The sequence below is a fragment of the Eubacterium maltosivorans genome (assembly GCF_002441855.2).
GTDB lineage: Bacteria > Bacillota > Clostridia > Eubacteriales > Eubacteriaceae > Eubacterium > Eubacterium maltosivorans.
Window position 1 is genome coordinate 1,653,936 of record NZ_CP029487.1, and the last position, 22,737, is coordinate 1,676,672.

Annotated in this window: 18 protein-coding genes, 2 tRNA genes and 1 riboswitch; of the genes, 5 read left to right on the forward strand and 15 right to left on the reverse strand. The window is 48.2% G+C overall.

The annotated features are described in order from the left end of the window. Positions 1–72: 72 nt before the first annotated feature. From CPZ25_RS08085 to CPZ25_RS08130, 10 genes are all read right to left on the reverse strand, one after another. Positions 73–1,653 carry an ABC transporter substrate-binding protein gene (locus tag CPZ25_RS08085; protein WP_074618346.1) on the reverse strand — a complete coding sequence of 527 codons (1,581 nt, stop codon included), beginning with the start codon at positions 1,651–1,653 and terminating at the stop codon, positions 73–75. 195 nt (positions 1,654–1,848) lie between these two features. Beyond that, positions 1,849–1,924: transfer RNA gene (locus CPZ25_RS08090), tRNA-Trp, on the reverse strand. Positions 1,925–1,984: 60 nt separating this feature from the next. Further along, positions 1,985–2,061 (reverse strand) — tRNA-Lys (locus tag CPZ25_RS08095). Positions 2,062–2,212: 151 nt separating this feature from the next. Beyond that, positions 2,213–3,646 carry an adenylosuccinate lyase gene (gene purB / locus CPZ25_RS08100; protein ID WP_058693744.1) on the reverse strand — a complete coding sequence of 478 codons (1,434 nt, stop codon included), beginning with the start codon at positions 3,644–3,646 and terminating at the stop codon, positions 2,213–2,215. Between the two features lie 37 nt (positions 3,647–3,683). After that, on the reverse strand, positions 3,684–4,883 hold the full coding sequence (locus tag CPZ25_RS08105; RefSeq protein WP_096920393.1) for a pyridoxal phosphate-dependent aminotransferase: 1,200 nt from the start codon (positions 4,881–4,883) through the stop codon (positions 3,684–3,686). 3 nt (positions 4,884–4,886) lie between these two features. After that, positions 4,887–5,672 carry a TIGR00282 family metallophosphoesterase gene (locus CPZ25_RS08110; RefSeq protein WP_096920392.1) on the reverse strand — a complete coding sequence of 262 codons (786 nt, stop codon included), beginning with the start codon at positions 5,670–5,672 and terminating at the stop codon, positions 4,887–4,889. 508 nt (positions 5,673–6,180) lie between these two features. Continuing rightward, complete coding sequence (rny, locus tag CPZ25_RS08115; protein WP_096920391.1) at positions 6,181–7,725, reverse strand: ribonuclease Y; 1,545 nt, start codon at positions 7,723–7,725, stop codon at positions 6,181–6,183. 162 nt (positions 7,726–7,887) lie between these two features. Beyond that, positions 7,888–9,060 (reverse strand): PP2C family protein-serine/threonine phosphatase, encoded by a 1,173-nt coding sequence (locus CPZ25_RS08120; RefSeq protein ID WP_058693741.1) that lies wholly within the window; start codon positions 9,058–9,060, stop codon positions 7,888–7,890. Beyond that, on the reverse strand, positions 9,060–10,760 hold the full coding sequence (locus tag CPZ25_RS08125; RefSeq protein WP_096920390.1) for a [Fe-Fe] hydrogenase large subunit C-terminal domain-containing protein: 1,701 nt from the start codon (positions 10,758–10,760) through the stop codon (positions 9,060–9,062). The genes CPZ25_RS08120 and CPZ25_RS08125 overlap by 1 nt, the downstream gene beginning before the upstream one ends. Further along, positions 10,747–10,998, reverse strand: coding sequence for a (2Fe-2S) ferredoxin domain-containing protein (locus tag CPZ25_RS08130; protein WP_058693739.1), 252 nt, complete (start codon positions 10,996–10,998; stop codon positions 10,747–10,749). Before CPZ25_RS08130 ends, CPZ25_RS08125 begins: the two co-directional genes overlap by 14 nt. A gap of 140 nt (positions 10,999–11,138) precedes the next feature. After that, positions 11,139–11,256, forward strand: a riboswitch (molybdenum cofactor riboswitch). An 89-nt stretch (positions 11,257–11,345) separates the two neighbouring features. Here CPZ25_RS08130 and CPZ25_RS08135 point away from each other — a divergent pair. The 5 genes from CPZ25_RS08135 (at position 11,346) to CPZ25_RS20420 (ending at position 16,862) form a co-directional block, all read left to right on the forward strand. Next, positions 11,346–12,212 carry an ABC transporter substrate-binding protein gene (locus tag CPZ25_RS08135; protein ID WP_096920389.1) on the forward strand — a complete coding sequence of 289 codons (867 nt, stop codon included), beginning with the start codon at positions 11,346–11,348 and terminating at the stop codon, positions 12,210–12,212. 78 nt (positions 12,213–12,290) lie between these two features. Next, on the forward strand, positions 12,291–12,998 hold the full coding sequence (locus tag CPZ25_RS08140; RefSeq protein WP_013379519.1) for an ABC transporter permease: 708 nt from the start codon (positions 12,291–12,293) through the stop codon (positions 12,996–12,998). Then, on the forward strand, positions 12,982–13,680 hold the full coding sequence (locus tag CPZ25_RS08145) for an ABC transporter ATP-binding protein (RefSeq protein WP_058693737.1): 699 nt from the start codon (positions 12,982–12,984) through the stop codon (positions 13,678–13,680). The genes CPZ25_RS08140 and CPZ25_RS08145 overlap by 17 nt, the downstream gene beginning before the upstream one ends. A gap of 26 nt (positions 13,681–13,706) precedes the next feature. Further along, complete coding sequence (locus tag CPZ25_RS08150) at positions 13,707–14,930, forward strand: MFS transporter (RefSeq protein ID WP_058693736.1); 1,224 nt, start codon at positions 13,707–13,709, stop codon at positions 14,928–14,930. Positions 14,931–15,173: 243 nt separating this feature from the next. Next, the gene (locus tag CPZ25_RS20420; protein WP_096920388.1) at positions 15,174–16,862 is read left to right on the forward strand and encodes an Ig-like domain-containing protein; all 1,689 of its coding nucleotides are present in this window, start codon (positions 15,174–15,176) and stop codon (positions 16,860–16,862) included. A gap of 60 nt (positions 16,863–16,922) precedes the next feature. Here the strand turns inward: CPZ25_RS20420 and CPZ25_RS08160 are convergent, their stop codons facing one another. From CPZ25_RS08160 to purM, 5 genes are all read right to left on the reverse strand, one after another. After that, positions 16,923–18,164: a chloride channel protein gene (locus tag CPZ25_RS08160; protein WP_243129365.1), complete on the reverse strand. Its 1,242-nt coding sequence runs from the start codon at positions 18,162–18,164 to the stop codon at positions 16,923–16,925. Between the two features lie 69 nt (positions 18,165–18,233). Continuing rightward, positions 18,234–19,490 carry a phosphoribosylamine--glycine ligase gene (gene purD / locus CPZ25_RS08165; RefSeq protein ID WP_096920386.1) on the reverse strand — a complete coding sequence of 419 codons (1,257 nt, stop codon included), beginning with the start codon at positions 19,488–19,490 and terminating at the stop codon, positions 18,234–18,236. 18 nt (positions 19,491–19,508) lie between these two features. Then, positions 19,509–21,041, reverse strand: coding sequence for a bifunctional phosphoribosylaminoimidazolecarboxamide formyltransferase/IMP cyclohydrolase (gene purH / locus CPZ25_RS08170; protein ID WP_096920385.1), 1,533 nt, complete (start codon positions 21,039–21,041; stop codon positions 19,509–19,511). Between the two features lie 47 nt (positions 21,042–21,088). After that, on the reverse strand, positions 21,089–21,709 hold the full coding sequence (gene purN, locus CPZ25_RS08175; RefSeq protein ID WP_096920384.1) for a phosphoribosylglycinamide formyltransferase: 621 nt from the start codon (positions 21,707–21,709) through the stop codon (positions 21,089–21,091). Beyond that, entirely contained in the window at positions 21,706–22,734 is a 1,029-nt protein-coding gene (gene purM / locus CPZ25_RS08180; RefSeq protein WP_096920383.1) for a phosphoribosylformylglycinamidine cyclo-ligase, read from the reverse strand. The genes purN and purM overlap by 4 nt, the downstream gene beginning before the upstream one ends. Positions 22,735–22,737: the final 3 nt, after the last annotated feature.

Consider the following 22,737-nt stretch of genomic DNA (forward strand, 5'->3'; position numbering starts at 1 on the left):
ATACACGGTAGAACAAAACCCTACGAGTTGTCCTACCGTGTCTTTAAACTTATAAATAACCCTTTATATCACTTAGGATAATTCTGCTGTTTCAAAATGGAAACGGAACATATCCGTAACTTCAAAGTTCTTAACTGCAGAGTTCATCAGATAATATTTGGTTTCATGACAAATCGGAATAGCAGCGTAATCCTGACGTGTAATCATCTGATCAGCTTTAGAATAGATTTCCTGACGTTTTGATTCATCGGTAATCTGACGACCTTCATTCAACAGAGCGTCAAATTCAGGATTCTGATATTTACTTGAATGTGTCATTGTAACGATCGGTGCAAAACGCTGATAAATCATTCCATCCGGATCAATGTAGTCAACATACCAGTTGCTGACGCCCAGCGGAATCTGTCCACCTAAATCCATATCGTTGTAAGCAGCGCCGTCAACTTCGCTTAAATTAAGTGTAAAGCCTGCTGCGCGTGCCTGGTCCTGAATAGCAGTTGCAATTTTGGTTTTGAACGGATATTTTGAAGATAATGGCACATCAATGGTGTAACCATTCGGGTATCCTGCTTCTGCCAATAACTGTTTTGCTTTTTCTGGGTTGTATTCAAATGCAGGTGCTGATTCATTGTATCCGATAAGGCCATCTGGAAGGAAGGTCTTAGCTGGAACAGCAGTACCGTTTAATAAATCTTTGCAGATCGCTTCTCTGTCGATCGCATAGCTTAAGGCTTCTCTTACTTTAACTTCAGGAATCATTTCAACACTGGGTGTTAAGTAAATTTCCCCGATTGGCATGAAAGAGTGAATGCTGTCTTTGATGTCTGCATTGTCCTTATACTGTGGATATAAGGTAGCATCTAACTGAACAATATCGATGTTGCCCTTCTGGAATTCCATAACCTGTGTGTTGGCATCTTCCATAAATTTGAAAGAAACACCAGCATTTTTGGCTGGCTCGCCGTGATAATCTTCAAATTTGGAGCATTCGATTCCCTGTCCTGCAACATAGCTGTCCATTTTATATGGGCCGGTACCGTAGAGCACGGTTCTACCCCAATCTTCACCAGCATCTTTACAGGCCTGTTCTGGATAAATGGCCACGTAAGCTGTAGCAATAGTAGAAGTAAATGGGCTGAAAGGCTGTTCCAGCACAATATCAAACTTCTGGTCGTCAATAATTTTAAAACCTTCCAGGGAGGTAGCTGTTTTGTCAATCAATGCCTGTGCGCCCACGATCTGGTCGATCATAGAGCCCATAACACCTTCGGTTAATAAACGTTCAAAGGAATATTTAACGTCAGACGTTTTCACAGTTTCTCCATTATGGAATTTAACGTTATCCTTCAATTCAAAAGAATAGGTTAAACCATCGTCAGAGATTTTTGGCATTTCCTTGATCAATTCTGGTGCTAATGTACCATCATTTTTCAGGCTGATTAATGGCTGTGTGATCTGATCAGCAACCATCATTAAATAACTACTAGTCTGTTTCTGTGGGTCGATCGGTACATTAGGATCCTGCATTGCTACACGAACCTTACCGTCTGAAGATGTTCCCCCAGAAGAACTTCCACCGGTTCCACAGCCTGCAACGCCGATGGCAAGTACGGCTACAAGCAGCAGAGCAAAAAGTTTTTTTACACTCTTCATTTCTTCGTCCTCTCTCTTTTTTTATTTTGAGTATATGGATAAGCAGCATCCTTAAAACTTGTTTAAAAAATGCTACAAACCGTTCGTTATTATAATATAAAAAAACAGATACGTCAATTTTCTTCGCTAAAGCTGAATATAAAAAAACTCTAAAAGTCGGCTGTTTAAGCCAATTTTAGAGTTTATGATTAAATTTGGCAGGGGCAGAAGGATTTGAACCCTCGGCACGTGGTTTTGGAGACCACTGCTCTACCAACTGAGCTATACCCCTACAGAAAAATGGCTTTTGCATAGCAAAAGCGACTGGTGTTGTTCGTGTATTAAATTTAAATGGTGGGCCATCAGGGACTCGAACCCTGGACACCCTGATTAAGAGTCAGGTGCTCTAGCCAACTGAGCTAATGGCCCATTTGTGTGACCTCAGATTTAAGGTACTCGTATATTATAGCCATATCGATGCTGGAATGCAAGTACTTTTTTCGATTTTTTTTATTTTTTTTACATGGTGTACCATTTAGTGAAACAGAGCTGCCGTTACAGGCAGCTCTGCTGTGTGCTTTCACACCTTCAAGTCAATTTCTTTCATATCCAGCAGGTCCTTATTGGCATCCAGTACAGGCTGTACCTCCTCCTCAATAAAGTCCACCACCTGCTGCGGCGCGCGGCCAATATATAAAGAAGGATCGAGAATGCTTTCGATGTCTTCTTCTTTAATCCCAAAGGTACCGTCCGCCACAATGCGTTCGATGAGGTCATTGGGTTTGCCTTCAACCTTGACCGTCGCGCCCGCTTCCATGGAGAGCACACGGATTTTTTCATGGAGATCCTGACGGTCTCCGCCGTTTTTCACACCTTCCATGATAATATTTTCAGTCGCCATAAAGGGCAGCTCATTCATGATATGCTGATGGATAACCTTTGGATAAACCACCAGGTTTTCAGAGATATTGATCGCAATGGAAATAATAGAATCTGCTGCCAGGAAAGCTTCCGGCACAGAAATACGTTTGTTGGCAGAGTCGTCCAAAGTTCTTTCAAACCACTGGGTGGCTGCTGTGATGGCTGGATTCAGAGAGTCAACAATAATGTAGCGCGCCAGAGAGCAGATGCGCTCGGAACGCATGGGGTTTCTCTTATAGGCCATGGCTGACGAGCCGATCTGTGTTTTCTCAAAGGGCTCCTCTACTTCCTTCAGGTGCTGAAGTAAACGGATGTCTGTGGCAAACTTACTCAGACTCTGAGCAATACCGCTGAGCACTGCCAGAACCTGGCTGTCAAATTTACGGGGATAGGTCTGTCCTGTGACAGCGTAGGTCGCCTTAAAGCCCATTTTTTCAGCGACCAGCCTGTCGATCTGTTTTACCTTTTCCTGATCATTTTCAAATAAATCCATAAAGCTGGCCTGGGTGCCGGTGGTACCTTTGGCCCCGCGCAGGCGGACAATACTGATGAGATGGTCCAGATCCTCCAGATCAATCATCAAATCCTGAATCCAGAGGCTGGCACGCTTACCCACAGTGGTGAGCTGAGCCGGCTGGAAATGTGTAAAGCCCAGAGTGGGCAGATCCTTGTATTCCAGCGCAAATTTAGTGAGAGCATTGATGAGGTTCAGCAGACACTTGCGGATGTGTACCAGACCCTCCGTATAGGTGATAATATCTGTATTATCCCCTACATACGCACTGGTAGCGCCTAAATGGATAATCCCCTTAGCCTTGGGGCACTGTTCCCCATAGGTGTGCACATGAGCCATGACGTCATGGCGCAGGATTTTTTCTTCCCTGGCGGCTGTTTCATAGTCAATATCATAAATCTTGGATTTCAGCTCCTCGATCTGTTCGTCGGTGATGGGCAGTCCCAGCTCCTGTTCAGCTTCTGCCAGGGCAACCCACAGCTTACGCCAGGTTGAAAACTTGTTATCGGCAGAAAAAATCCGGCAGACTTCCTTGGACGCATAACGCTCAATCAATGGACTCTCGTAAAATTCTTTCATCTTCTTACTCTCTTTCTCCTATCTATTATTAATGCGGTCATGCAGTGCATGCCGATGCTAAAAACGCCTCAATCCGGTTGAACCCTTCTTCGATTTCTTCCATCGAGGTGGCAAAGGATAAACGGATATGCTCTGTGACGCCAAAGGCCTCACCCGGTATGGTAACGACCTTCTGCTCATTCAGAAGCCTCTGTGAGAATTCATATCCGGACCCAATTCCGTATCTATTATCCTCGATAACCCGGCTGATGTCTACAAAAATATAAAAAGTACTCTGGGGATAGATATAGCTGAGCTGTGGGATTTTGTCCAGACGGGCCATCATAGTCTTACGGCGCTCGTCAAAAATACGGATGATCTCATCCACCACCTCACCTTTTTCCTCAAGAGCCGTGATACCTGCGTACTGGGTAATGGTCGACGGGTGAGAAATCGTATGGCCCTGAATCCGCTTCATACCTGCGATTATGTCTGCGGGCGCCGCGGCGTAGCCCAGCCGCCAGCCAGTCATGGCATAGGTTTTTGAAAACCCGTTGACCAAAATGGTGTTGTTTTTGATTGCTTCTCCTAAAGAGGCAATGCTGACCGTTTTATTACCATCATAGACGAATTCTTCATAGATTTCATCGGATATCACCAGAATATCTGCCTCCACAGCCACAGCCGCAAGAGCCTGCAGCTCCTCACGGCTGTATAATACCCCTGTGGGGTTTACAGGCGTGTTTAACATCATAGCCTTAGTTTTATCTGTGATAGCTGCTTTCATCTGCTCTGCAGTCATTTTAAAGGCATTTTCAGGGTCTGTATCCACCACTACAGGCACGCCGCCTGCCAGCTTAACCATTTCCGTATAGCTGACCCAGTAAGGCTTGGGAATAATAACCTCATCCCCGGGGTTCAAAATAGTCTGTAAGGCCACAGAAAGACTGCTTTTGGCACCGCTGTTAACAATGATCTCATCCATGCCATAGCTCAGGCCGTTATCCTCCTTCAGCTTTCTGGCAATGACACTGCGCAGCGCCGCTACGCCGGTCACTGCATCATATTTTGTATGACCGGCATCGATGGCGGCCTTAGCGCCATCACAAATGTAAGCTGGCGTGGTGAAATCGGGCTCGCCTGTTCCAAAGCTCACAACCGCTTCGCCAGCTTCACGAAAGGCCTTCGCCTTTTCTGACAGGCTCAATGTCAGGGAATCTATACAATTTTCTACTTTTTCCGATACTCTCGTTCTCATGATCTACTCCTCATAAATCCGGTAAAGCCGTTCGATTTTAACCGGCTGGTTTGTGCAGTCATCAGTCTCAACCACAATCCCGTTAATCTGCCATGGCCGCGCTTTTTCAATGACAAAACGCTCTGGCCGTTTGGTCACCATATTATTGATAATAATATCCTTTTCCACACCAATAACCCCATTTAAAGGGCCTGTCATACCCAAATCAGTAATATAGGCGGTGCCGCCGGGCAAAATCCGCTCATCTGCAGTCTGCACATGGGTATGGGTTCCCACCACAATGGAGGCCTTTCCGTCCAGATAATACCCAAAGGCAATCTTTTCAGAGGTGGCCTCGGCGTGGAAATCCACGATCAAAAGATCAAATTTGCCCTCAATTTCCGGCCACACTCGGCTGAACAGGTTAAAGGGTGAATCCAGCTCCGGCATAAAAATCTGTCCGGACAGGTTCATCACACAGATGGTTTTGCCATTGTGCTCAAAAAAATCATAGCCCTTGCCCGGGCAGGGCTCCGGATAGTTAAGGGGTCTTATGATCCTGGGGAATTTCTCGATGTAATGGACCATTTCTTTTTGCTGCCAGACATGATTGCCCATAGTCATGACATCAATGGGCAGGTTAAACAGCTCCCTGGCATTTTTTTCGGTAATGCCGTTTCCACCGGAAGCGTTCTCGCCATTGACAATGGTAAAATCAATCTGATATTCCTCAATCAGGCTAGTCAGCTGTTCCTTGAGCACTGTTCTCCCTGGCCGGCTGACAACATCGCCAATCATTAATACTTTCATTGTTACTCCAGTCTTCTTTTTATGAATAAATAAAAGGGAAGGGGCTTTGCCCCTCCCCTTTTTTAATTTTGAATCGGATCGCAGATTCCTTTGAAATTTGGACTCCCTTTCGGAGCACAGATTTCTCAAAAGCCTTTCCATCCTTTCAGGATGGCTTTTTCGTCATCTGCGTTAGCTTCGTTACCGCTCACCCGCTCTCGCTCCTGTTCGCTGCCAAATTTCTTTGAAATTTGGACTCTACATCGGAGCACAGATTCCTCAAAAATCTTTCCATCCTTTCAGGATGATTTTTTCGTCATCTGCGTTAGCTTCGTTACCGCTCACCCGCTCTCGCTCCTGTTCGCTGCCAAATTTCTTTGAAATTTGGACTCTACATCGGAGCACAGATTCCTCAAAAATCTTTCCATCCTTTCAGGATGATTTTTTCGTCATCTGCGTTAGCTTCGTTACCGCTCACCCGCTCACGCTCCTGTTCGCTGCCAAATTTCTTTGAAATTTGGACTCAGCGTCACTTAGCATACTCGACGGCTCTGGTTTCGCGGATGACGTTGACTTTGATATTTCCTGGGTATTCCATTTCAGATTCAATCTTCTTGGCAATATCGCGGGACAGCATCATCATGTCGTCGTCGTTGACAGAGTCTGGTTTAACCATTATGCGCACTTCACGCCCAGCCTGGATCGCAAAGGATTTTTCGACACCATCAAAGGAGGTGGCGATTTTTTCCAGTTCTTCCAGCCTTTGCACGTAGGAGACAAGTGTTTCTCTCCTGGCACCGGGTCTTGCGGCTGAGATGGCGTCAGCAGCCTGCACAAGCACAGCCTCAATGGTTGTGGCTTCCACATCGCCGTGATGGGCCTCTACCGCGTGGATCACATTTTTATTTTCCTTGTATTTCTTCAGCAGGTTTACACCAATTTCGACATGGTTTCCTTCAACCTCATGGTCAATGGCTTTGCCGATATCGTGCAGCAAGCCTGCGCGTTTTGCAATTTTAACGTTGGCGTCCAACTCAGCGGCCATCAGGCCTGCCAGATGGGCAACCTCAATGGAATGCTTGAGCACGTTCTGTCCGTAGCTGGTACGGTATTTCAAACGTCCTAGCAGCTTGACAACTTCGGGATGTAATCCGTGGATACCTGTGTCAAAACAGGCCTGTTCTCCAACTTCCTTGATCTGAGCATCCATTTCTTTTTGAGATTTTTTAACAATCTCTTCAATTCTTGCTGGATGGATTCGTCCGTCAATAATCAGTTTTTCCAGTGACAAACGGGCTACTTCACGCCGGATCGGATCAAACCCGGAAAGAATAACGGCTTCCGGTGTATCATCAATGATCAGGTCGATGCCCGTCAGGGTTTCCAATGTACGAATGTTGCGGCCTTCACGGCCAATGATACGGCCCTTCATTTCATCATTTGGCAGGTTGACCACGGTAATGGTATTTTCTGCCACATGGTCTGCTGCACAGCGTTGAATGGACTGCGCAATCAGTTCCTTGGCCTTTTTGTCTGCTGTCGCTTTGGATTCAGCCTCGATCTGGCGGATCATTACCGCCGCTTCGGCACGGGTTTCCTTGGCAACATCATCCAGTAAAATCTGTTTTGCTTCTTCAAAGGTCATGCCTGAGATACGTTCCAGTTCTTTGACCTGTTCTTCGTAGAGGCTGTCCAGCTTTTCCTGTTTCTTATCAAGCTCTTTGTTCTTTCTTTCGAGCTTGTCCTCATTGCGCTCGAGATTCGCTGCCTTTTTATCCAGGTTCTCTTCCTTCTGGATCAAACGGTTTTCCGTTTTCTGAAGCTCGGCGCGTCTCTCGCGGTTATCTCTTTCAATCGCTTCCTTTAAAGCTAAGGATTCCTCCTTGGCATTAAACAGCATTTCCTTCTTTTGGGCTTCGCCCTCTTTAACTGCATCGTTTACGATTTTCTTGGCTGTTTCTTCAGCACTATTTATCTTGCCCTCAGCAACGTTTTTGCGGATAAAATACCCAACGCCAAAGGCAATGACTATACCAACGATTAAGCATATAGTTAATATGTCTATAACATTCACCTCCCTAAAGTAAATATTTTGTTATTATTGTTTTTTTAGACACTCATTATAAAGTCTATTTTATACTTTTTTGAATTTAGTGTCAAGAATCAATGCCATGTTAGAAGTTTATATTTTACCGCTTAAGTACAACTTAAACAAGCCGGCCCGCAGGCCGGCAGTTTATACATACACAATATTGATGGATTTGTTGAGCTCCTTAAGCAGGTTAATAAGCCGCTGAGTGATCTTCCACTTAGAGCTGAGCGCATCGGGAAAATCCGGGTTCTGGTGGGCTGGATTGATGGAGTTGCCCAGAATCAGATCGAGATGGGTGCAGTGATTCACCAGCAGGTCTGCCAGAATGGACGCGCCGTTGTTTCCTTCAAAAACCTCATGGCCCCGGCGCTTGTAGATGTAATCTTCAATGATATTGACGGTTTCCTGAATGGTCAGTACCCCTTCGGTCACGAGATCGATGGACTTCATCCGGCCGACCGGCGGCACCCGTTCCGACATGGTCTCAAGATCAATGTCAATTTTCTCGTCGTACTCCCGGGATACAATATTGCTGGCGGTGCCTCCGCACACCACCTTTGTTCCCTTGGCCTCGTCCAGAATTTCTTTGATCATCTGATCCTTTGTACGATCCAGAGGCGGACCTGAAAACAGCGTCACATACTGGTGTTCCTCGGCCTTCATCACCACAACCGTTGTGTCGTCGCCGGGCTCGCCGCCATACAAATCATTACAGGTCTCAATCATCCGCATGGAGATATCCTTTGACGTAATCATCTTTTCATCATAGGTACGTGCCAGCAGATAGTCTGCCGCGTCCTCCCACTGCCAGCCAAAATTGAGCAGCGTCCCGACCCCGGCGTGGATTACACCGTCACTGAAAAAACCGAGAACATCGTTCTCCTCAATTTTCATGGTGGTTTCATAGATCTGTTTGCCCTGAAACTCGATAGGATGGCGCTCAAGCTCTAAAATTTCCCCATCCCGGATGTAGACAATGGGTGGGTTGTCAAACTCGACGATATAAAGTCTCCGGGTCTTCCAGTAAACCTGGACGATGGTAAAGGTCGAGTAAGCCAGCTTGCGAACCTGACAGACCGGCAGGGTGGCCTCCAGCGTCTCCACCACATCCTTGAGCGACATCTTATCCTCCAGCATGGTCGCCGCAATGGTGGAGGTCATGGTCGCCAGGATATTGGCCTTCACGCCGCTTCCAAGCCCGTCGGCCAGGACAACGATCACGCTCTCATCATTGATGCGGATTTCCACATTATCGCCGCACAGCTCCTGATGGTGCTTGTTGATGCTGTCATGGGCAATATCGACAAAAAAAGCCATTATTCCTCTTCCTCTCTTGTTCCTACAACCTTTTGCAGCCGGGTCAGCGTGACCTTGGTCTCGGCAGTGGTCTCACCCAGCAGCTCTGCGATTTCATGGGCGACACGCATCTGCTTGTCGATAACCTTCTGGGCCATGTCCAGGGTTTCCTCCTGCATCTTCTGATATGCCCGTTCCTTTTTGATTTCTCTGGAGATGTCCACAAATATTCCCATATACATCTTCTGTCCTGGTATGTAGGTCAGAATTTCCATAAAATGGATATTGCCGCGGGCATAAAGTCCCCGTCCGCTGTAATAATTGCCCTCGACATTGTCCAGTTTTTTAAATGGGTTATAGTCAAAAACTTCTACAAAATTTTTATGCAGCACATCGGTTTTAGCGGTTTTAAACAGCTTTTCGGCCGCCCCGTTAAAATCGACGATCCTGAAATCCTTGTCCAGTACCGCGATGGCGTTTGGCGTCGACGCGATGATCAAATTGGAAATGGCCTCATTGCGGTTGCGCATAAAGGGCAGGCACATATCCAGCTCCGCCATGCCGCAGTAAACAGCCGCGGCCTTTTCACGGCAGCTGTCATAGCCGCAGGTACCGCAGTTCAGCTCATCCTTGGGGGTAAACTTACCTGTCTGCCGCAGGATTTCTTCAATGGCTTCCTCCGGCACACCCGCAAAGAGATTCTTCTTTTCAGATGAAAAGCCGCGACCAAAATCCGGCACCTGTTCAGGCGTTTCCGGGTCTTTCCGGGCATTATTATTAATGTAATCCGTCACGCGCTCGATCCGCTCATACTTGACCAGAGGGCTGTGGGTATTGCCTGGGCCGTTGATACAGCCCTCGACACAGGCGTTCATCTCAATCCAGTACTGGCCCTCCAGCTTACTGATATCATCCAGAAAATCACGGCAGTTTTTGAGGCCGTCAATTTTTATGACCCGCCGGACGCCCTGCACGCCTGGTATGCTGGTCTTTTCTACACCGCCGGCCAGCGGATAAAACCGCGCGACATTACAGCCTGCCGCGTCAAAGCTGCCTGCAGGCATATCGCACACCTCAATGCCTTCTTCCTTAAACCACACATCCAGCTCATCAAAGGTCAGCACCCCGTCAATAATCGGGTTAGCCGAATCAACGGCCTCCATTTTTTTAGAGATGCAGGGCCCCGCAAACACAATTTTGGCATTGGGGTATTTTTCCTTCAGCATCATGCCGTGGGCAGTCATGGGGGAAACCACCTCGCTCAGGTATTCCACCACATCGGGATAGTATTTTTCGATCATCATGTTAACCGTCGGGCAGGAGGTCGTGATCACATGGCGTTTTGTCCCCCAGTAATCCTTGGCATAGTATTTTGAGACCTGCTCTGCCCCAATCGCAGTCTCCTCAATCACTGTGAATCCCAGAGCCCGGAGGCCGCTTAGTACCTGCAGCGGGTCATCTGTATTAAATCCGGCGGGAAAGGACGGCGCAAGGCTCAGAACCACGGGTCCCTCCTCCAGCCACTGCTTAATGCTGGCCACATCGCTGGCCACATATTTGGCATTTTGCGGACAAATCCGAAAACAGTTGCCGCAGCCAATGCACAGGTCTTCAACGATCTGGGCCTGGTTATCCATCAGCTTAATGGCCTTTACCGGGCAGTATCGGATACATTTGTAGCAATTCCGGCAGCTTGCTTTCGTGAAATTAATGACACCCATTGTTTCCCTCCATTATCTGATCAAACAGCTGGTCAACGCCCTCTGGCTTAACCGTATAAATATGCTCATCAACCTTAACTGCTACCCCATCGCTGCAGGCGTCCAGGCAGAAAGTCCCCATCAGCTCTACTTCATTCTCGAGTCCCCGTTCAGCCACCAGTTCCTTAAAGCGCTGCACCACCTGGTAGGAACCTTTGACATGGCAGGCGCTGCCAATACAAATATGTATTTCCTTCATTTTTTACTCCTCAATATTGTTCTAATCCCTTTGTTTTTCCAACAGATTAATCCTAGCACGCCTGACAGCCCTTGTCAATTAGTACTGCCGCTTGAATTTTCCGCCATTTTCTGTTAAAATAGTCATATCGAAATCGTTTTATAGATTTATCTATCCGAATTTTTTATCCTAAAGTCAAACCATGGATTCAAAATCGATAGAGTGCGGCGGGAAACGGCTGTGCTTTCCATTGTGAGAAGGATAGATGATAAACGTGCGCACTGCGTTTATTTCCTCCTCACAAATTACAATGGTATAGAAGATTATTCTTTTATATATTTAATTTTCATTATCAAGGAGGAAGAGAAATGAAAAAGAAATTGACGCTGGTCTTAGCAGCACTGCTGACTATGACCATGGTTATCGGCCTGGCAGGATGCAGCAGCAATACTGCTAAAACCGAAAAGCTGGAGCCAGGCTCCAACGGTGAAATTATTATGGCCACCACCACCAGCACACAGGACAGCGGTCTGCTGGATGTGCTTCTGCCCAAGTTTGAAGAAGAAACCGGCATTGCCGTAAAGGTTGTGGCAGTTGGCACCGGTAAAGCCATTGAGATGGGCAAAAACGGTGAAGCGGATATTCTTCTGGTTCACGCCAAATCACAGGAAGAACAGTTTGTGAAAGACGGTTACGGCCTTGAACGTTTTGACGTTATGTACAATGACTTCATCGTTCTGGGCAGCAAGGATGACCCGGCCAAACTGAAGGAAGTCGCTCCAAACGATGCGGTAAAAGCTTTCCAGACCATTGCTGAAACCCAGTCTGAATTTGTATCCAGAGGCGACAAATCCGGTACGCACACCAAAGAACTGGGCCTGTGGGAAAAGGCAGGCGTTACCCCGGCAGGACAGCCCTGGTACATCGAATCCGGTTCCGGCATGGGCGACACCCTGAAAATGGCCAATGAAAAATTAGCCTACACCCTGTCTGACCGCGCTACCTGGTTAAACATGAAAGATAATCTGGATCTTGAGGTTGTTGTCGAAAAGGACGATAACCTGTATAACCAGTATGGCGTTATCGTCGTCAATCCTGACAAGGTCAGCGCTGAGCTGAACACTGACGGCGCAAAAAAATTCCAGGAATGGATTTTAAGCGACGCCGTACAGCAGGAAATCTCAAACTACAAGATTAACGGCGAAGCGACCTTTGTGCCAAACGCCAGCAAATAAGCATTAACTGAATCCAGAATTTATCAGCGTCCGTTCTTCGGGCGCTGATTTTGAATTGACAGACTGACGAGGTTTCTTATGGATTATATTATCAACGGCTTCATTGAGGCTTTCCATCTGCTGATTTCCGGAGATCCGGAAATCTACCAGATTGTCGGGCTTTCTTTATACGTATCCTTCTCCTCCACCATTTATTCCACAGTTCTCGGCGTGCCCCTGGGCATCCTGCTTGGCATCAAGGAATTCAGGGGAAAGCGGATCGTATCCCGGCTGCTTTACACCTTTATGTCTTTTCCGCCGGTCATCATCGGCCTGTTCACCTCACTGGTGCTGGCCCGATCCGGTCCGTTGGGGCATCTAAAGCTTATGTACACGCCCACTGCCATGATCATCGCCCAGGTGATCCTCGTCACCCCGATTATCATGGGCATTGTGTTTAACGACACCACCGTCAACGGCCAGGTTGTGGTGACCATGGGAAAAACCCTTGGGGCCGGCGGCCGGGATATTCTCTTCCTGCTGATCCGGGAGCTTAAGGCCAGCATCATGATCGCACTGGTCACCGGCTTTGGACGGGCTGTATCTGAGGTTGGCGCTGTGATGATCGTGGGGGGCAACATTAAAAACTACACGCGGGTCATGACCACCTTCATTGCCATGAACAATAACATGGGCGAATACGCGGTTTCCATCGCCATGGGTATTATTCTGCTGGTCATCTCCTTTGTGACCAATTCGATCCTTTACAAATATATGGTAGGAGACCCTTATGCAAATCGCGATTGAAAAACTCACGAAAATTTATCATGGAAAAACAGTCTTGTCACTGGACAGCCTGTGCCTTGAATCCGGAAAAATCCACGGAATTTTAGGCCCAAACGGATCAGGGAAAACCACCCTGATGAAATCTGTTGCCGGGCTTCTCACGCCCACCAGCGGCGCCATCACCTATAATGGCCGCACTGGTGATGAAGCCGTGCTGAAAAAGCTGACCTATGCCAGCCATACACCCTATCTTTTTGCCATGTCTGTCTATGACAATATCGCCTATCCCCTAAAAATACGCAAATATGCCAAAGCATCGGCAGCCCCCATCGTTGAGGGACTGCTGCGGGAATTTAAAATCGAAGAGCTTGCAAAACAAAACGCGAAAAAGCTTTCCGGCGGCGAATCACAGAAAACAGCTCTGGCCAGGGCCTTATCCTTTTCACCGGATACACTGCTCTTAGACGAGCCCACCGCCAACATCGACCCTCAGAGCCTGAAAATTATTGAGGCTGCGCTGATCAAAAGAAACCGTGAGGCCGGGCTGACTGTTATCATCATTACCCATAACCCAAGCCAGGCTTACCGTATCTGTGACACTCTGAGCTTTATCGATTCCGGCAGCCTCCTCTTTCACGGCAGTGTTGAAGATTTTAAAGCATCGGATAATCCGGTCATTCAGGATTTCATCACCTTAAATTAAAGGGCAGAAGCCCAAAGGAGGAAGTAATGAACCAACAAACCAGTACCCGCGACAAAGCTTGGAAAAAACGGATCATCCTCTTTTTAACCAGCCAGACCATTTCCCTGCTCGGATCCTCCCTTACTCAGTATGCCATTATCTGGTACGTCACCCTGACCACCACCTCAGGGATCATGCTGACCATTTCCACACTCGTCACCTTTATTCCACAGGTACTGATTTCCCTCTTTGCCGGTGTGTGGGCAGACCGCTATAACCGGAAAAACCTGATTATCTGCGCCGATGCTCTGGTTGCCCTGTCCACACTGGGTCTGGCTTTCAGTTTTTTCATGGGTTACCGGGAGCTGTGGATTATTTTTTTGGTATCGGCTGTCCGCTCAGTGGGTACTGGAATCCAGACCCCCACTGTCAATGCGCTCATTCCGCAGATTACACCCAAAAGTATGCTTATGCGTGTCACTGGCTTTAATGGGAGCCTCCAGAACATGACCATGATTGTGGCGCCAGCAGTCAGCGGCGCCCTTTTGGCCACTGTGTCTGTCGAGTCAACCTTCTTCATTGACGTTGTCACTGCCATCATTGGCATTTCACTGCTTTCCTTTTTGAAAATTCCACCTCACGAACGAGCCCAGTCTGCCAAGAACACAGGCACCATATCCGATTTAAAAACCGGTATTCTCTATGCTTACCGGCATCCCTTTATCAAAGTACTGCTGATTTTTTATGCGTTGCTCATGTTCTTAGTCACTCCTACCGCTTTTTTGACGCCTCTCCTCATTGCCAGAACCTTTGGCGAGGAGGTATGGTATCTGACAGCCAACGAAATCATTTACAGTGTCGGGGCCATGATCGGCGGGCTCATCATTGCTGCCTGGGGTGGTTTTAAAAGCCGTGTAACCACCATCATGGTTTTCAGCACCCTGTGCGGTGTCTTCTGCATTGGGCTGGGCTTCTCACCATTTTTTCTTGTCTTTTTAGGCTTTATGCTCTTTGTGGGCCTAACTGTTCCCTTTATCACCGCGCCCATCACTGTCCTGCTTCAGGAACGGGTGGAAGAAGCCATGCAGGGCCGTGTTTTCAGCCTTGTCCAGATTATGGCAGCCACAGCATTTCCGATTGGCATGACCGTTTTTGGCCCTTTAGCCGATATGATCGATGTGCGGCTGATCATTATTGCCACTGGTATTCTGACCGCCCTGTGCGGCTTTGTCGTTTATCACAATAAAATCCTCCGTTCCCAGGAATATTAGGCATTCAACTTTTGAAATTAACTTTTGTTTTAATCAACGCCTCTTATTGAAAACTTAAAAAGCAATGACTATATTTTTTGTTTGCAATTCTGTTACAATTGGATTTTCTCCTTTAAGAATTCGTTACATTTTAAGGAAATATGGTATGAAATACGGTATAATATTTTCTACAAACAGTTAACTGATCTTCATCATTTTACAGTATTATGTTTAACAAAATCATTTTAGAAGGAGAATCACAGCATGAAGAAGTTTATTCACAAATTTGTTCCTTCGCTTTTATGCGTCTGCCTATTGTTTGCCTATTCGCTGCAGTTTGCACCGACCGTAAAGGCTGCGGAATTCTCACCAAGGACTGAAAAACCGGACTACTATTCTTATCCTTACAGCCGGTCCAGTGGAAATCCGTTTGAGTTAAATCCTTTAACAGGAGGTAACTGTACCTACTACGCCTGGGGCCGCGCCTACGAAATTCTGGGTTATCCGCTTCCAAATAACCAGGTAAACAGCAATCCAAATGGATGGGGCAGTTTCCGAAGCAACGCAAAATATTTCTGGTCTGATAATAAAGAGCTTTATGACGAAGGACGCGGTGGTTTTGCCTACGGGTCAGAGCCTGCTGTAGGTGCCATTGCGGTGTGGGACGGCTCATTAACCAATGGCTGGTGCGGTCATGTCGCTGTTGTCGAGGAAGTCAACGGCAATGAGGTTGTCACCTCCAACTCTGGCTGGAGCTATCGTGATTTTTATATGGACTATGACAATGCCAACAGCATGGGCGGCAATTTCTTGGGTTATATTTACCTGTTAGACAATGCAGATCCTCAGCCAACCCCTCAGCCGACTCCAGAACCAACTCCAGAACCAACTCCTGAACCCACACCTCAGCCAACTGCAGTGCCAACTCCTGAACCTACACCTCAGCCAACTCCTGAACCAACCGTTCAGCCAACTCCCGAACCAACTGCTCAGCCAACTCCTGAGCCAACCGTCCAGCCGACTCCTGAACCCACGCCTCAGCCTGAAAAAGTCGAGACAACCGCGGATGTGGACGGAACACAGGTAAAGGTCTCCGCAGACAGTAAGGTTCTGCCAGATGCCGAGTTAAAGGTTTCATCTGTCAGCGATGAAGTTAAAAATAAAGCGGATCAGGCTGTGAAAAACAAACTGGATCCAGAAGCCGAGATTCTGGAAATTCTCGATATTAAAGCCGTTGACAGGACTACAAACCAAGAAAAACAGCCAGAAGGCGGAACTGTTTCCGTTGAACTTGATCTGAATGAAAAATACAAGGACAATGGCGATATCAAAATCGTTCATTTTGATGACAGTAAGGATGAAATAAATGTCGTTGACAATGCTGTAGCAGACAAAGACAGCAAAACCGTATCCTTTGAAGCACCGCATTTCAGCTACTACGCAGCTGTCAAAACCCCGGTAGCAGCAACTGATGTCAAGCTGTCCAATGACTATCTGAAAATTCAGCCGGATGCCACCACCACTTTAAAAGCAACTGTCAAGCCTGCAAATGCCACCAATGCCGATGTTACCTGGAGCTCCAGTGACCCAAGCATCGTAACAGTTGATGAAAACGGCAAGGTTACGGCCATCAAAGAGGGTACCGCATCCGTTACCGCAACAACAGCCAATGGTAAAACTGCAACCTGCGAAATCGAAGTGAAAGCACTGGATTCAAACGAAGGCGCTGGCACCACCCAGACCTACAATGACGGTGGCAGCGGAGACGGCAATGTGATTAAGAAGCTGGCCGCCACTGTCACAGGCACCAACCCGGATACCAGTATCCGTCAGGCTGCCCTGATGAACGGAGACGTTCCAGCCTGGATGATTCCTTCTATCATCGGCTTGTTTGCTGGCGGCGGGATCCTCATCGGTGTGATCGCCCTGATCAAACGTAAAAGAAGCGAATAATACGAACCACTAAAAAACACTCCCTTTTCTGCAAAAGCGGAGTGTTTTTTATGTGTTCTTTTATTCTCCCTGAGCGTCAGCCATCTGTCTAAATAGCTTAGGCAGGGGAATGGACGCCGCAATGATGGCGCCCACGCACATGGGGATAATGGCATCCACTGGAAAGCAGATGATCAGCAGCATGACAACCGCAATGGGCTTGCGCATAATGGCGCCAGCCACTGCTGCAGTTACCACAGCCACGCAGAAGGTCGCGTCGACCATTGGAAAAACAGCGGCAAAGCCATAGCCGATGCAGACCGCAGAGAAGATAATGGGGAAAATATTCCCACCACGCCAGCCAGTGCCGATACAGATATTAATCATCAAAAGCTTGACAATCCCTGTTAAAAACAGCAGCCCTATGGGCAGGGTCTGCCAGATTTCCATCATTTCGCCCATCTGGTGCTCGCCTGCAAACATGGTAAAGGGCAGCAGCATTCCAACACCGCCTAAAACCAAACCGCCGATGATTCCCAGAAGTACCTTGTGTTTTTCAAGAGGAGCGGTTATCACCTTGACACCCTTGGCAAAATAAAAATACAGAATACCGCAGAGTGCACCCACAAGGGCAAGGGGCAGCATTGCCAGAAGCTCATTGCGCCCGACGGTGATGTGCCCAAAACGGCCAAGCCCCATACCGCCGCCAAACAATCCTGAAAGCAGAATATAAATACCGAAGCCGGCAAAGATTGCGATAAAATACAATAGAATCTTTGAATTTTTAGGGATGGCCTGCCCGCCCTTTTCGTCCTCAACCTGATTTACAAAACCAAAGAGTGGCGCGTGAAAGATAACCCCCAGTGTGGCAGCGATCCCGACCTGCGCCAGGTCTTCCACTTCCTCATAGGCATACTTAAAGCGGTCAGCCAGCCAAAAACACAGACCGGCGATCACACCGGTCAGTCCGGCTTCGGGTCCGAGGCTGCCGCCAAAAATGAGAGGTACCAGCGCACAGACCGCGATGACCGGCAGATTATCGTAGGGCAGGCGTTTGCCCTGTTTGATGGCCGCCATGTCTTCACTGAGCTCACTGGGACAGGGACCGAACTTTGTCTGCAAAAGCCCCACAAGCAGCCCGCCGACACCGCAGATCACCAGATTATAGATTGGGATATTAAACTTTCCGGGCAGCCATGTCCAGAAAAAGTCAATGCCCAGATTCATCAGCCACAGCAGAAACCATACAACCGCTCCAACCACTGCGCCCAAAACAGCGATAAATATCCCAAGTGCAATATTCTTTTTTAATTTACTCCACACGACACTTTCCTCCAGATTATTCAAAAAAAGGCACGCAAAATACCATTGCGTGCCTTTATTATACTGTTATCAATCCATTTTTGCAATATCGGTCCGGTAGCGTGCGCCGTCAAATTTGATTTTGTCCATCTGGCTGTAAACCTTGGCTCTCGCTGCCTCACGGTCTTCACCCAGGGCGGAAACACAGAGGACGCGTCCACCGGATGTTACCAGCTTGCCATCCTTGAGCGCTGTTCCGGCGTGAAATACTTCACAGCCTTCCACATCCTCGATTCCGGTGATTTCAAGCCCCTTTTTGTAAGGTCCCGGGTATCCGCCGGAGGCAAGAACTACCGTCACTGCGGCTTCATCCTTCCACTTAATGTCACAGTCTGCAAGCTTTCCATCAATACAGGCTTCCATGATGTCTACCAGATCACTGTCCATGCGCATGAGCACACTCTGAGCTTCCGGGTCGCCAAAGCGGACATTGAATTCCAGAACCTTGGGCATATCATTTTCGATCATCAAGCCAATGAAAAGAATCCCCTTAAAGTCCATACCATCTGCCTTAAAACCCTCAATAATCGGCGTCAGGATGGTTTCCTCAATGCGCTTGTTTAACACCTCATTATCAAACAAAACGTTAGGAGAATAGGTACCCATACCGCCTGTGTTCAGGCCTTCATCGTGATCGTAGGCGCGCTTATAATCCTGGGCGCTTTCCATGGGCACAATGACATTGCCATCGACAAAGCACAGCATGGAGGCTTCGCGGCCAGTCAGAAATTCTTCAACGACAACCTTGTCGCCAGCATCACCGAATTCATGGTCAGCCATGATCATGTTAATGCCGTCTTTGGCTTCCTGCTCGTTTTCTACGATCAACACCCCTTTGCCGGCTGCCAGTCCATCGGCCTTGATAACCATCGGAAATCCGTAAACACCGATATCCTTCATGACCTCATCGAGATCGGTATACTCCTTGTAGGCGGCTGTCGGAATGTTGTGACGCAGGAGAAAATCCTTGGTGAAGGCCTTACTGCCTTCAAACTCCGCACATTTTGCATTGGGGCCAAACACCCGCATGCCCTCTTTCTCAAAGGCGTCGGTCATTCCCATCACCAGCGGCACTTCGGGGCCCACAACGGTCAGGTCAATCCCTTTTTCCCTCGCAAATTTTACGCAGCCGTCAATGTCTTCCACCGAAAGGTCAACACATTCGGCGATTTTGGCCATGCCGCCATTTCCGGGGGCACAGTAAATTTTATCTACCTTTGGGCTCTGGGCAATTTTCCAGGTGAGCACATGCTCACGTCCGCCCGAGCCGATTACTAATACTTTCATGTCGTTTCTCCTCTGAGCTTAGCTGTGTTTAAAGTGGCGCATGCCTGTAAAGACCATGGCAATGCCATTTTCATTGCAGACCTTGATGGAGTCTGCGTCGCGTCCTGCGCCGCCCGGCTGGATAATGGCTGTGATGCCTGCCTTGGCGGCTGCGGTAGCGCAGTCGTCAAACGGGAAGAAAGCGTCTGATGCCAGCACCGCGCCCTTTACCTTTTCTCCGCCGTGTTCGATACAGTTTTCCAGCGGCCAGATCCGGTTAACCTGTCCTGGTCCGTTGGCGACCATACATTTATCCTTGGCCAGGGTGATGGCATTGGATTTAGTATTCTTAACGGCCTTCCAGGCAAAGAGCAGGTCTTCCATTTCCTTGTCGGTGGGCTTACGGTCAGTGACCACTTCCAGCTTTTCATAGTCCTTGGTGTCGCGTTCCTGGATTAACAGGCCGCCGAGCACTTTTTTGGTTTCATAGCCCGGCTCGCTGTATAGAATATCATCCAGCTTGAGCACGCGGAGGTTTTCCTTGGTGCCCAGCACTTCCAGCGCTTCATCGGTATAGCCTGGCGCTACAATGACCTCCAGAAAGATTTCAACCATCTGTTTGGCCGTATCTGCATCAATCTCACGGTTTGACGCAATGATTCCGCCAAAGATAGAGGTTGGGTCCGCTTCATAGGCCTTTTTGTAGGCTTCTGAAATGGTTTCAGCGCTTGCTACGCCGCAGGGATTGGCATGCTTAACCGCAACGATGGTCGGTTCGTCTGTGTATTCCTTCAGGATTTCAAGGGCACCGTTGGTATCGTTGATATTATTGTAGGATAATTCCTTACCCTGAAGCTGTTCGGCAGCTGTCAGAGCGCCTCTGGTCACACCGATTTCCTTGTAGAATGCAGCCTTCTGGTGCGGGTTTTCACCGTAGCGGAGATCCTGTACTTTTTCATAGGTCATGGTGACGGTATCCTTTAATACTTCTCCGTCAACACGTTTTCTGAGGAAATCTGAGATCATGGTATCATAGGCCGCTGTGGTTTCAAAGACCTTTAATGCGAGACGGTAGCGGGTATCATAGCTGGTGGCGCCGTCCTTTTCCAGCTCGTTTAATACAACGTCATAATCTTCCGGGTCTACTACAACGGTAACGTCGTTAAAGTTTTTGGCAGCTGAGCGCAGCATGGTTGGTCCGCCGATATCAATGTTTTCAATGCAGTCCTCAAAGGCAACGCCTTCCTTCAAAATGGTGTTTTTGAAAGGATAAAGGTTGATGACCAGCAGGTCGATGGGGGTAATGCCCAGCTCCTTGATCTGTTTCTGATGGTCTTCATTGTCACGGATATTTAAGATGCCGCCGTGAATCTTGGGATGCAGGGTCTTGACGCGACCGTCCAGGCATTCTGGAAAGCCTGTTACATCGGAAACGCCGATAACATCCACACCTGCTTCACGCAGGGCTTTTGCAGTCCCGCCGGTGGACAAAATTTCCCAGCCCATACCGGCCAGCTTCTGTGCGAATTCAACAATACCCGTTTTGTCTGATACACTGATTAAAGCTCTCATAGTTTCTCCTCCAATTTTTGATCATTTTATTTAAGCCACAGCAAACCCTATTGTTTGCTGGTTATCTTTGTTTTTCTGCCCTCCACGGTTATATGGCCCAGACAGTACTGCTCTACCACCCAGGGCAGCAGTGTATGCTCAATTTCAAGCACCTTTTTCTGAATGGATTCCGGTGTGTCATCGTCCGCAACCTCAACGGTTTTCTGCGCGATGATCGGGCCTGCGTCCGCCTCCTCATTAACAAAATGAACCGTCGCACCCGTAACCTTAACACCGTAGTCAATGACCGCCTCATGCACGTGCATTCCATAATATCCCTCACCGCAGAAAGAGGGGATCAGGGCTGGGTGAATGTTGATAATCTTATTGGGGTAGGCTTCCACAAAGGCCGGGGTAATGATCTTCATGTAGCCTGCCAGCACGACCAGTTCAACACTTTTATCCTTTAAGATCCGGATAATCTCGGCATTGAAAGCGTCATAATCCTCAAAATCCGACTCCAGCACCACAGCGGTTGGTATTCCGCTGTTCTGCGCTCTCGTCAGACCATAGGCGTCGGCGTTGTTGGCAATGACAACCACAATTTCGCCTGAGCTGTGATGAACCCTGTCCATGACGGCCTGGAGGTTTGTCCCTCCGCCGCTCACCAGTACGCCTATTTTTGTCATAATATAATCTTTTCGTCGCCCCTGACCACTTCGCCAAGAACCACAGGCTTTTCACCCTTATCCTTCAAGGCCTGCACAAAGCCGTCCGCCTGATCCGCCGGCAATGCGGAAACAAGTCCGATCCCCATGTTAAAGGTAGAGTACATGGCTTCATCTGTGATATTGCCCGATTCCTGAATAAACTTGAAGATTGGCAGGGTATCGATGGCAGCGGTGTCCACCTTGGCACACAGGCCCTCCGGAATCATTCTCGGAATGTTTTCGTAGAAGCCGCCGCCGGTAACGTGGCTCATGCCTTTAACGCCGTAAGGTGCAAGCAGATCCTCAACGGCCTTGACATAGATACGGGTCGGGGTGAGCAGCGCTTCACCCAGGGTGCCGCCCAGCTCGTCAACCTTCGTATGGACATCCATCTTCAGGTCCTTAAAGAGCAGCTTGCGCACCAGTGAAAAGCCATTGCTGTGAACGCCGGAGGACGGCAGGCCGACCAGAACGTCCCCTTCCGCGATGCTCTGTCCTGTGATGATTTCATCCTTTTCGACAACGCCGACGGCAAAGCCGGCCAGGTCATAATCATCCAGGCTGTACATATCCGGCATTTCAGCGGTCTCGCCGCCGATTAACGCCATGCCGCCCTGGACACAGCCCTCAGCCACACCGCTTACAATCTGCGCGATTTTTTCCGGATAATTTTTGCCGCAGGCAATGTAATCCAGGAAAAACAAAGGTTTTGCCCCCTGGCATAAAATATCATTCACACACATGGCCACCGCGTCAATACCGATGGTATCATGCTTATCCATCATGAAGGCAATCATCAGCTTGGTGCCGACGCCGTCGGTACCGGAAACCAGGACGGGCTTCTTATAGCCCTCGGGCAGCTCGATCAAACCGCCGAAGCCTCCTAAATGAGATAAAACATATTGGTTAAACGTTCTTTGAACGTCTGCTTTCATTAACTTGACAGATTCATAACCAGCCTCGACATCTACGCCTGCTGCCTTGTAAGCATCTGTTTGTGCCATCTT

What these genes read in the sequence shown, in the direction of transcription:
- purH (WP_096920385.1), bottom strand. Translation starts at nt 21,041, where the DNA reads ATGAGAGCTTTAATCAGTGTATCAGACAAAACGGGTATTGTTGAATTC.
- purM (WP_096920383.1), bottom strand. Translation starts at nt 22,734, where the DNA reads ATGGCACAAACAGATGCTTACAAGGCAGCAGGCGTAGATGTCGAGGCT.
- CPZ25_RS08105 (WP_096920393.1), bottom strand. Translation starts at nt 4,883, where the DNA reads ATGAGAACGAGAGTATCGGAAAAAGTAGAAAATTGTATAGATTCCCTG.
- purD (WP_096920386.1), bottom strand. Translation starts at nt 19,490, where the DNA reads ATGAAAGTATTAGTAATCGGCTCGGGCGGACGTGAGCATGTGCTCACC.
- CPZ25_RS08120 (WP_058693741.1), bottom strand. Translation starts at nt 9,060, where the DNA reads ATGGCTTTTTTTGTCGATATTGCCCATGACAGCATCAACAAGCACCAT.
- CPZ25_RS08085 (WP_074618346.1), bottom strand. Translation starts at nt 1,653, where the DNA reads ATGAAGAGTGTAAAAAAACTTTTTGCTCTGCTGCTTGTAGCCGTACTT.
- purB (WP_058693744.1), bottom strand. Translation starts at nt 3,646, where the DNA reads ATGAAAGAATTTTACGAGAGTCCATTGATTGAGCGTTATGCGTCCAAG.
- CPZ25_RS08130 (WP_058693739.1), bottom strand. Translation starts at nt 10,998, where the DNA reads ATGAAGGAAATACATATTTGTATTGGCAGCGCCTGCCATGTCAAAGGT.
- purN (WP_096920384.1), bottom strand. Translation starts at nt 21,709, where the DNA reads ATGACAAAAATAGGCGTACTGGTGAGCGGCGGAGGGACAAACCTCCAG.
- CPZ25_RS08125 (WP_096920390.1), bottom strand. Translation starts at nt 10,760, where the DNA reads ATGGGTGTCATTAATTTCACGAAAGCAAGCTGCCGGAATTGCTACAAA.
- CPZ25_RS08145 (WP_058693737.1), top strand. Translation starts at nt 12,982, where the DNA reads ATGCAAATCGCGATTGAAAAACTCACGAAAATTTATCATGGAAAAACA.
- CPZ25_RS08140 (WP_013379519.1), top strand. Translation starts at nt 12,291, where the DNA reads ATGGATTATATTATCAACGGCTTCATTGAGGCTTTCCATCTGCTGATT.
- CPZ25_RS20420 (WP_096920388.1), top strand. Translation starts at nt 15,174, where the DNA reads ATGAAGAAGTTTATTCACAAATTTGTTCCTTCGCTTTTATGCGTCTGC.
- CPZ25_RS08150 (WP_058693736.1), top strand. Translation starts at nt 13,707, where the DNA reads ATGAACCAACAAACCAGTACCCGCGACAAAGCTTGGAAAAAACGGATC.
- CPZ25_RS08110 (WP_096920392.1), bottom strand. Translation starts at nt 5,672, where the DNA reads ATGAAAGTATTAATGATTGGCGATGTTGTCAGCCGGCCAGGGAGAACA.
- CPZ25_RS08135 (WP_096920389.1), top strand. Translation starts at nt 11,346, where the DNA reads ATGAAAAAGAAATTGACGCTGGTCTTAGCAGCACTGCTGACTATGACC.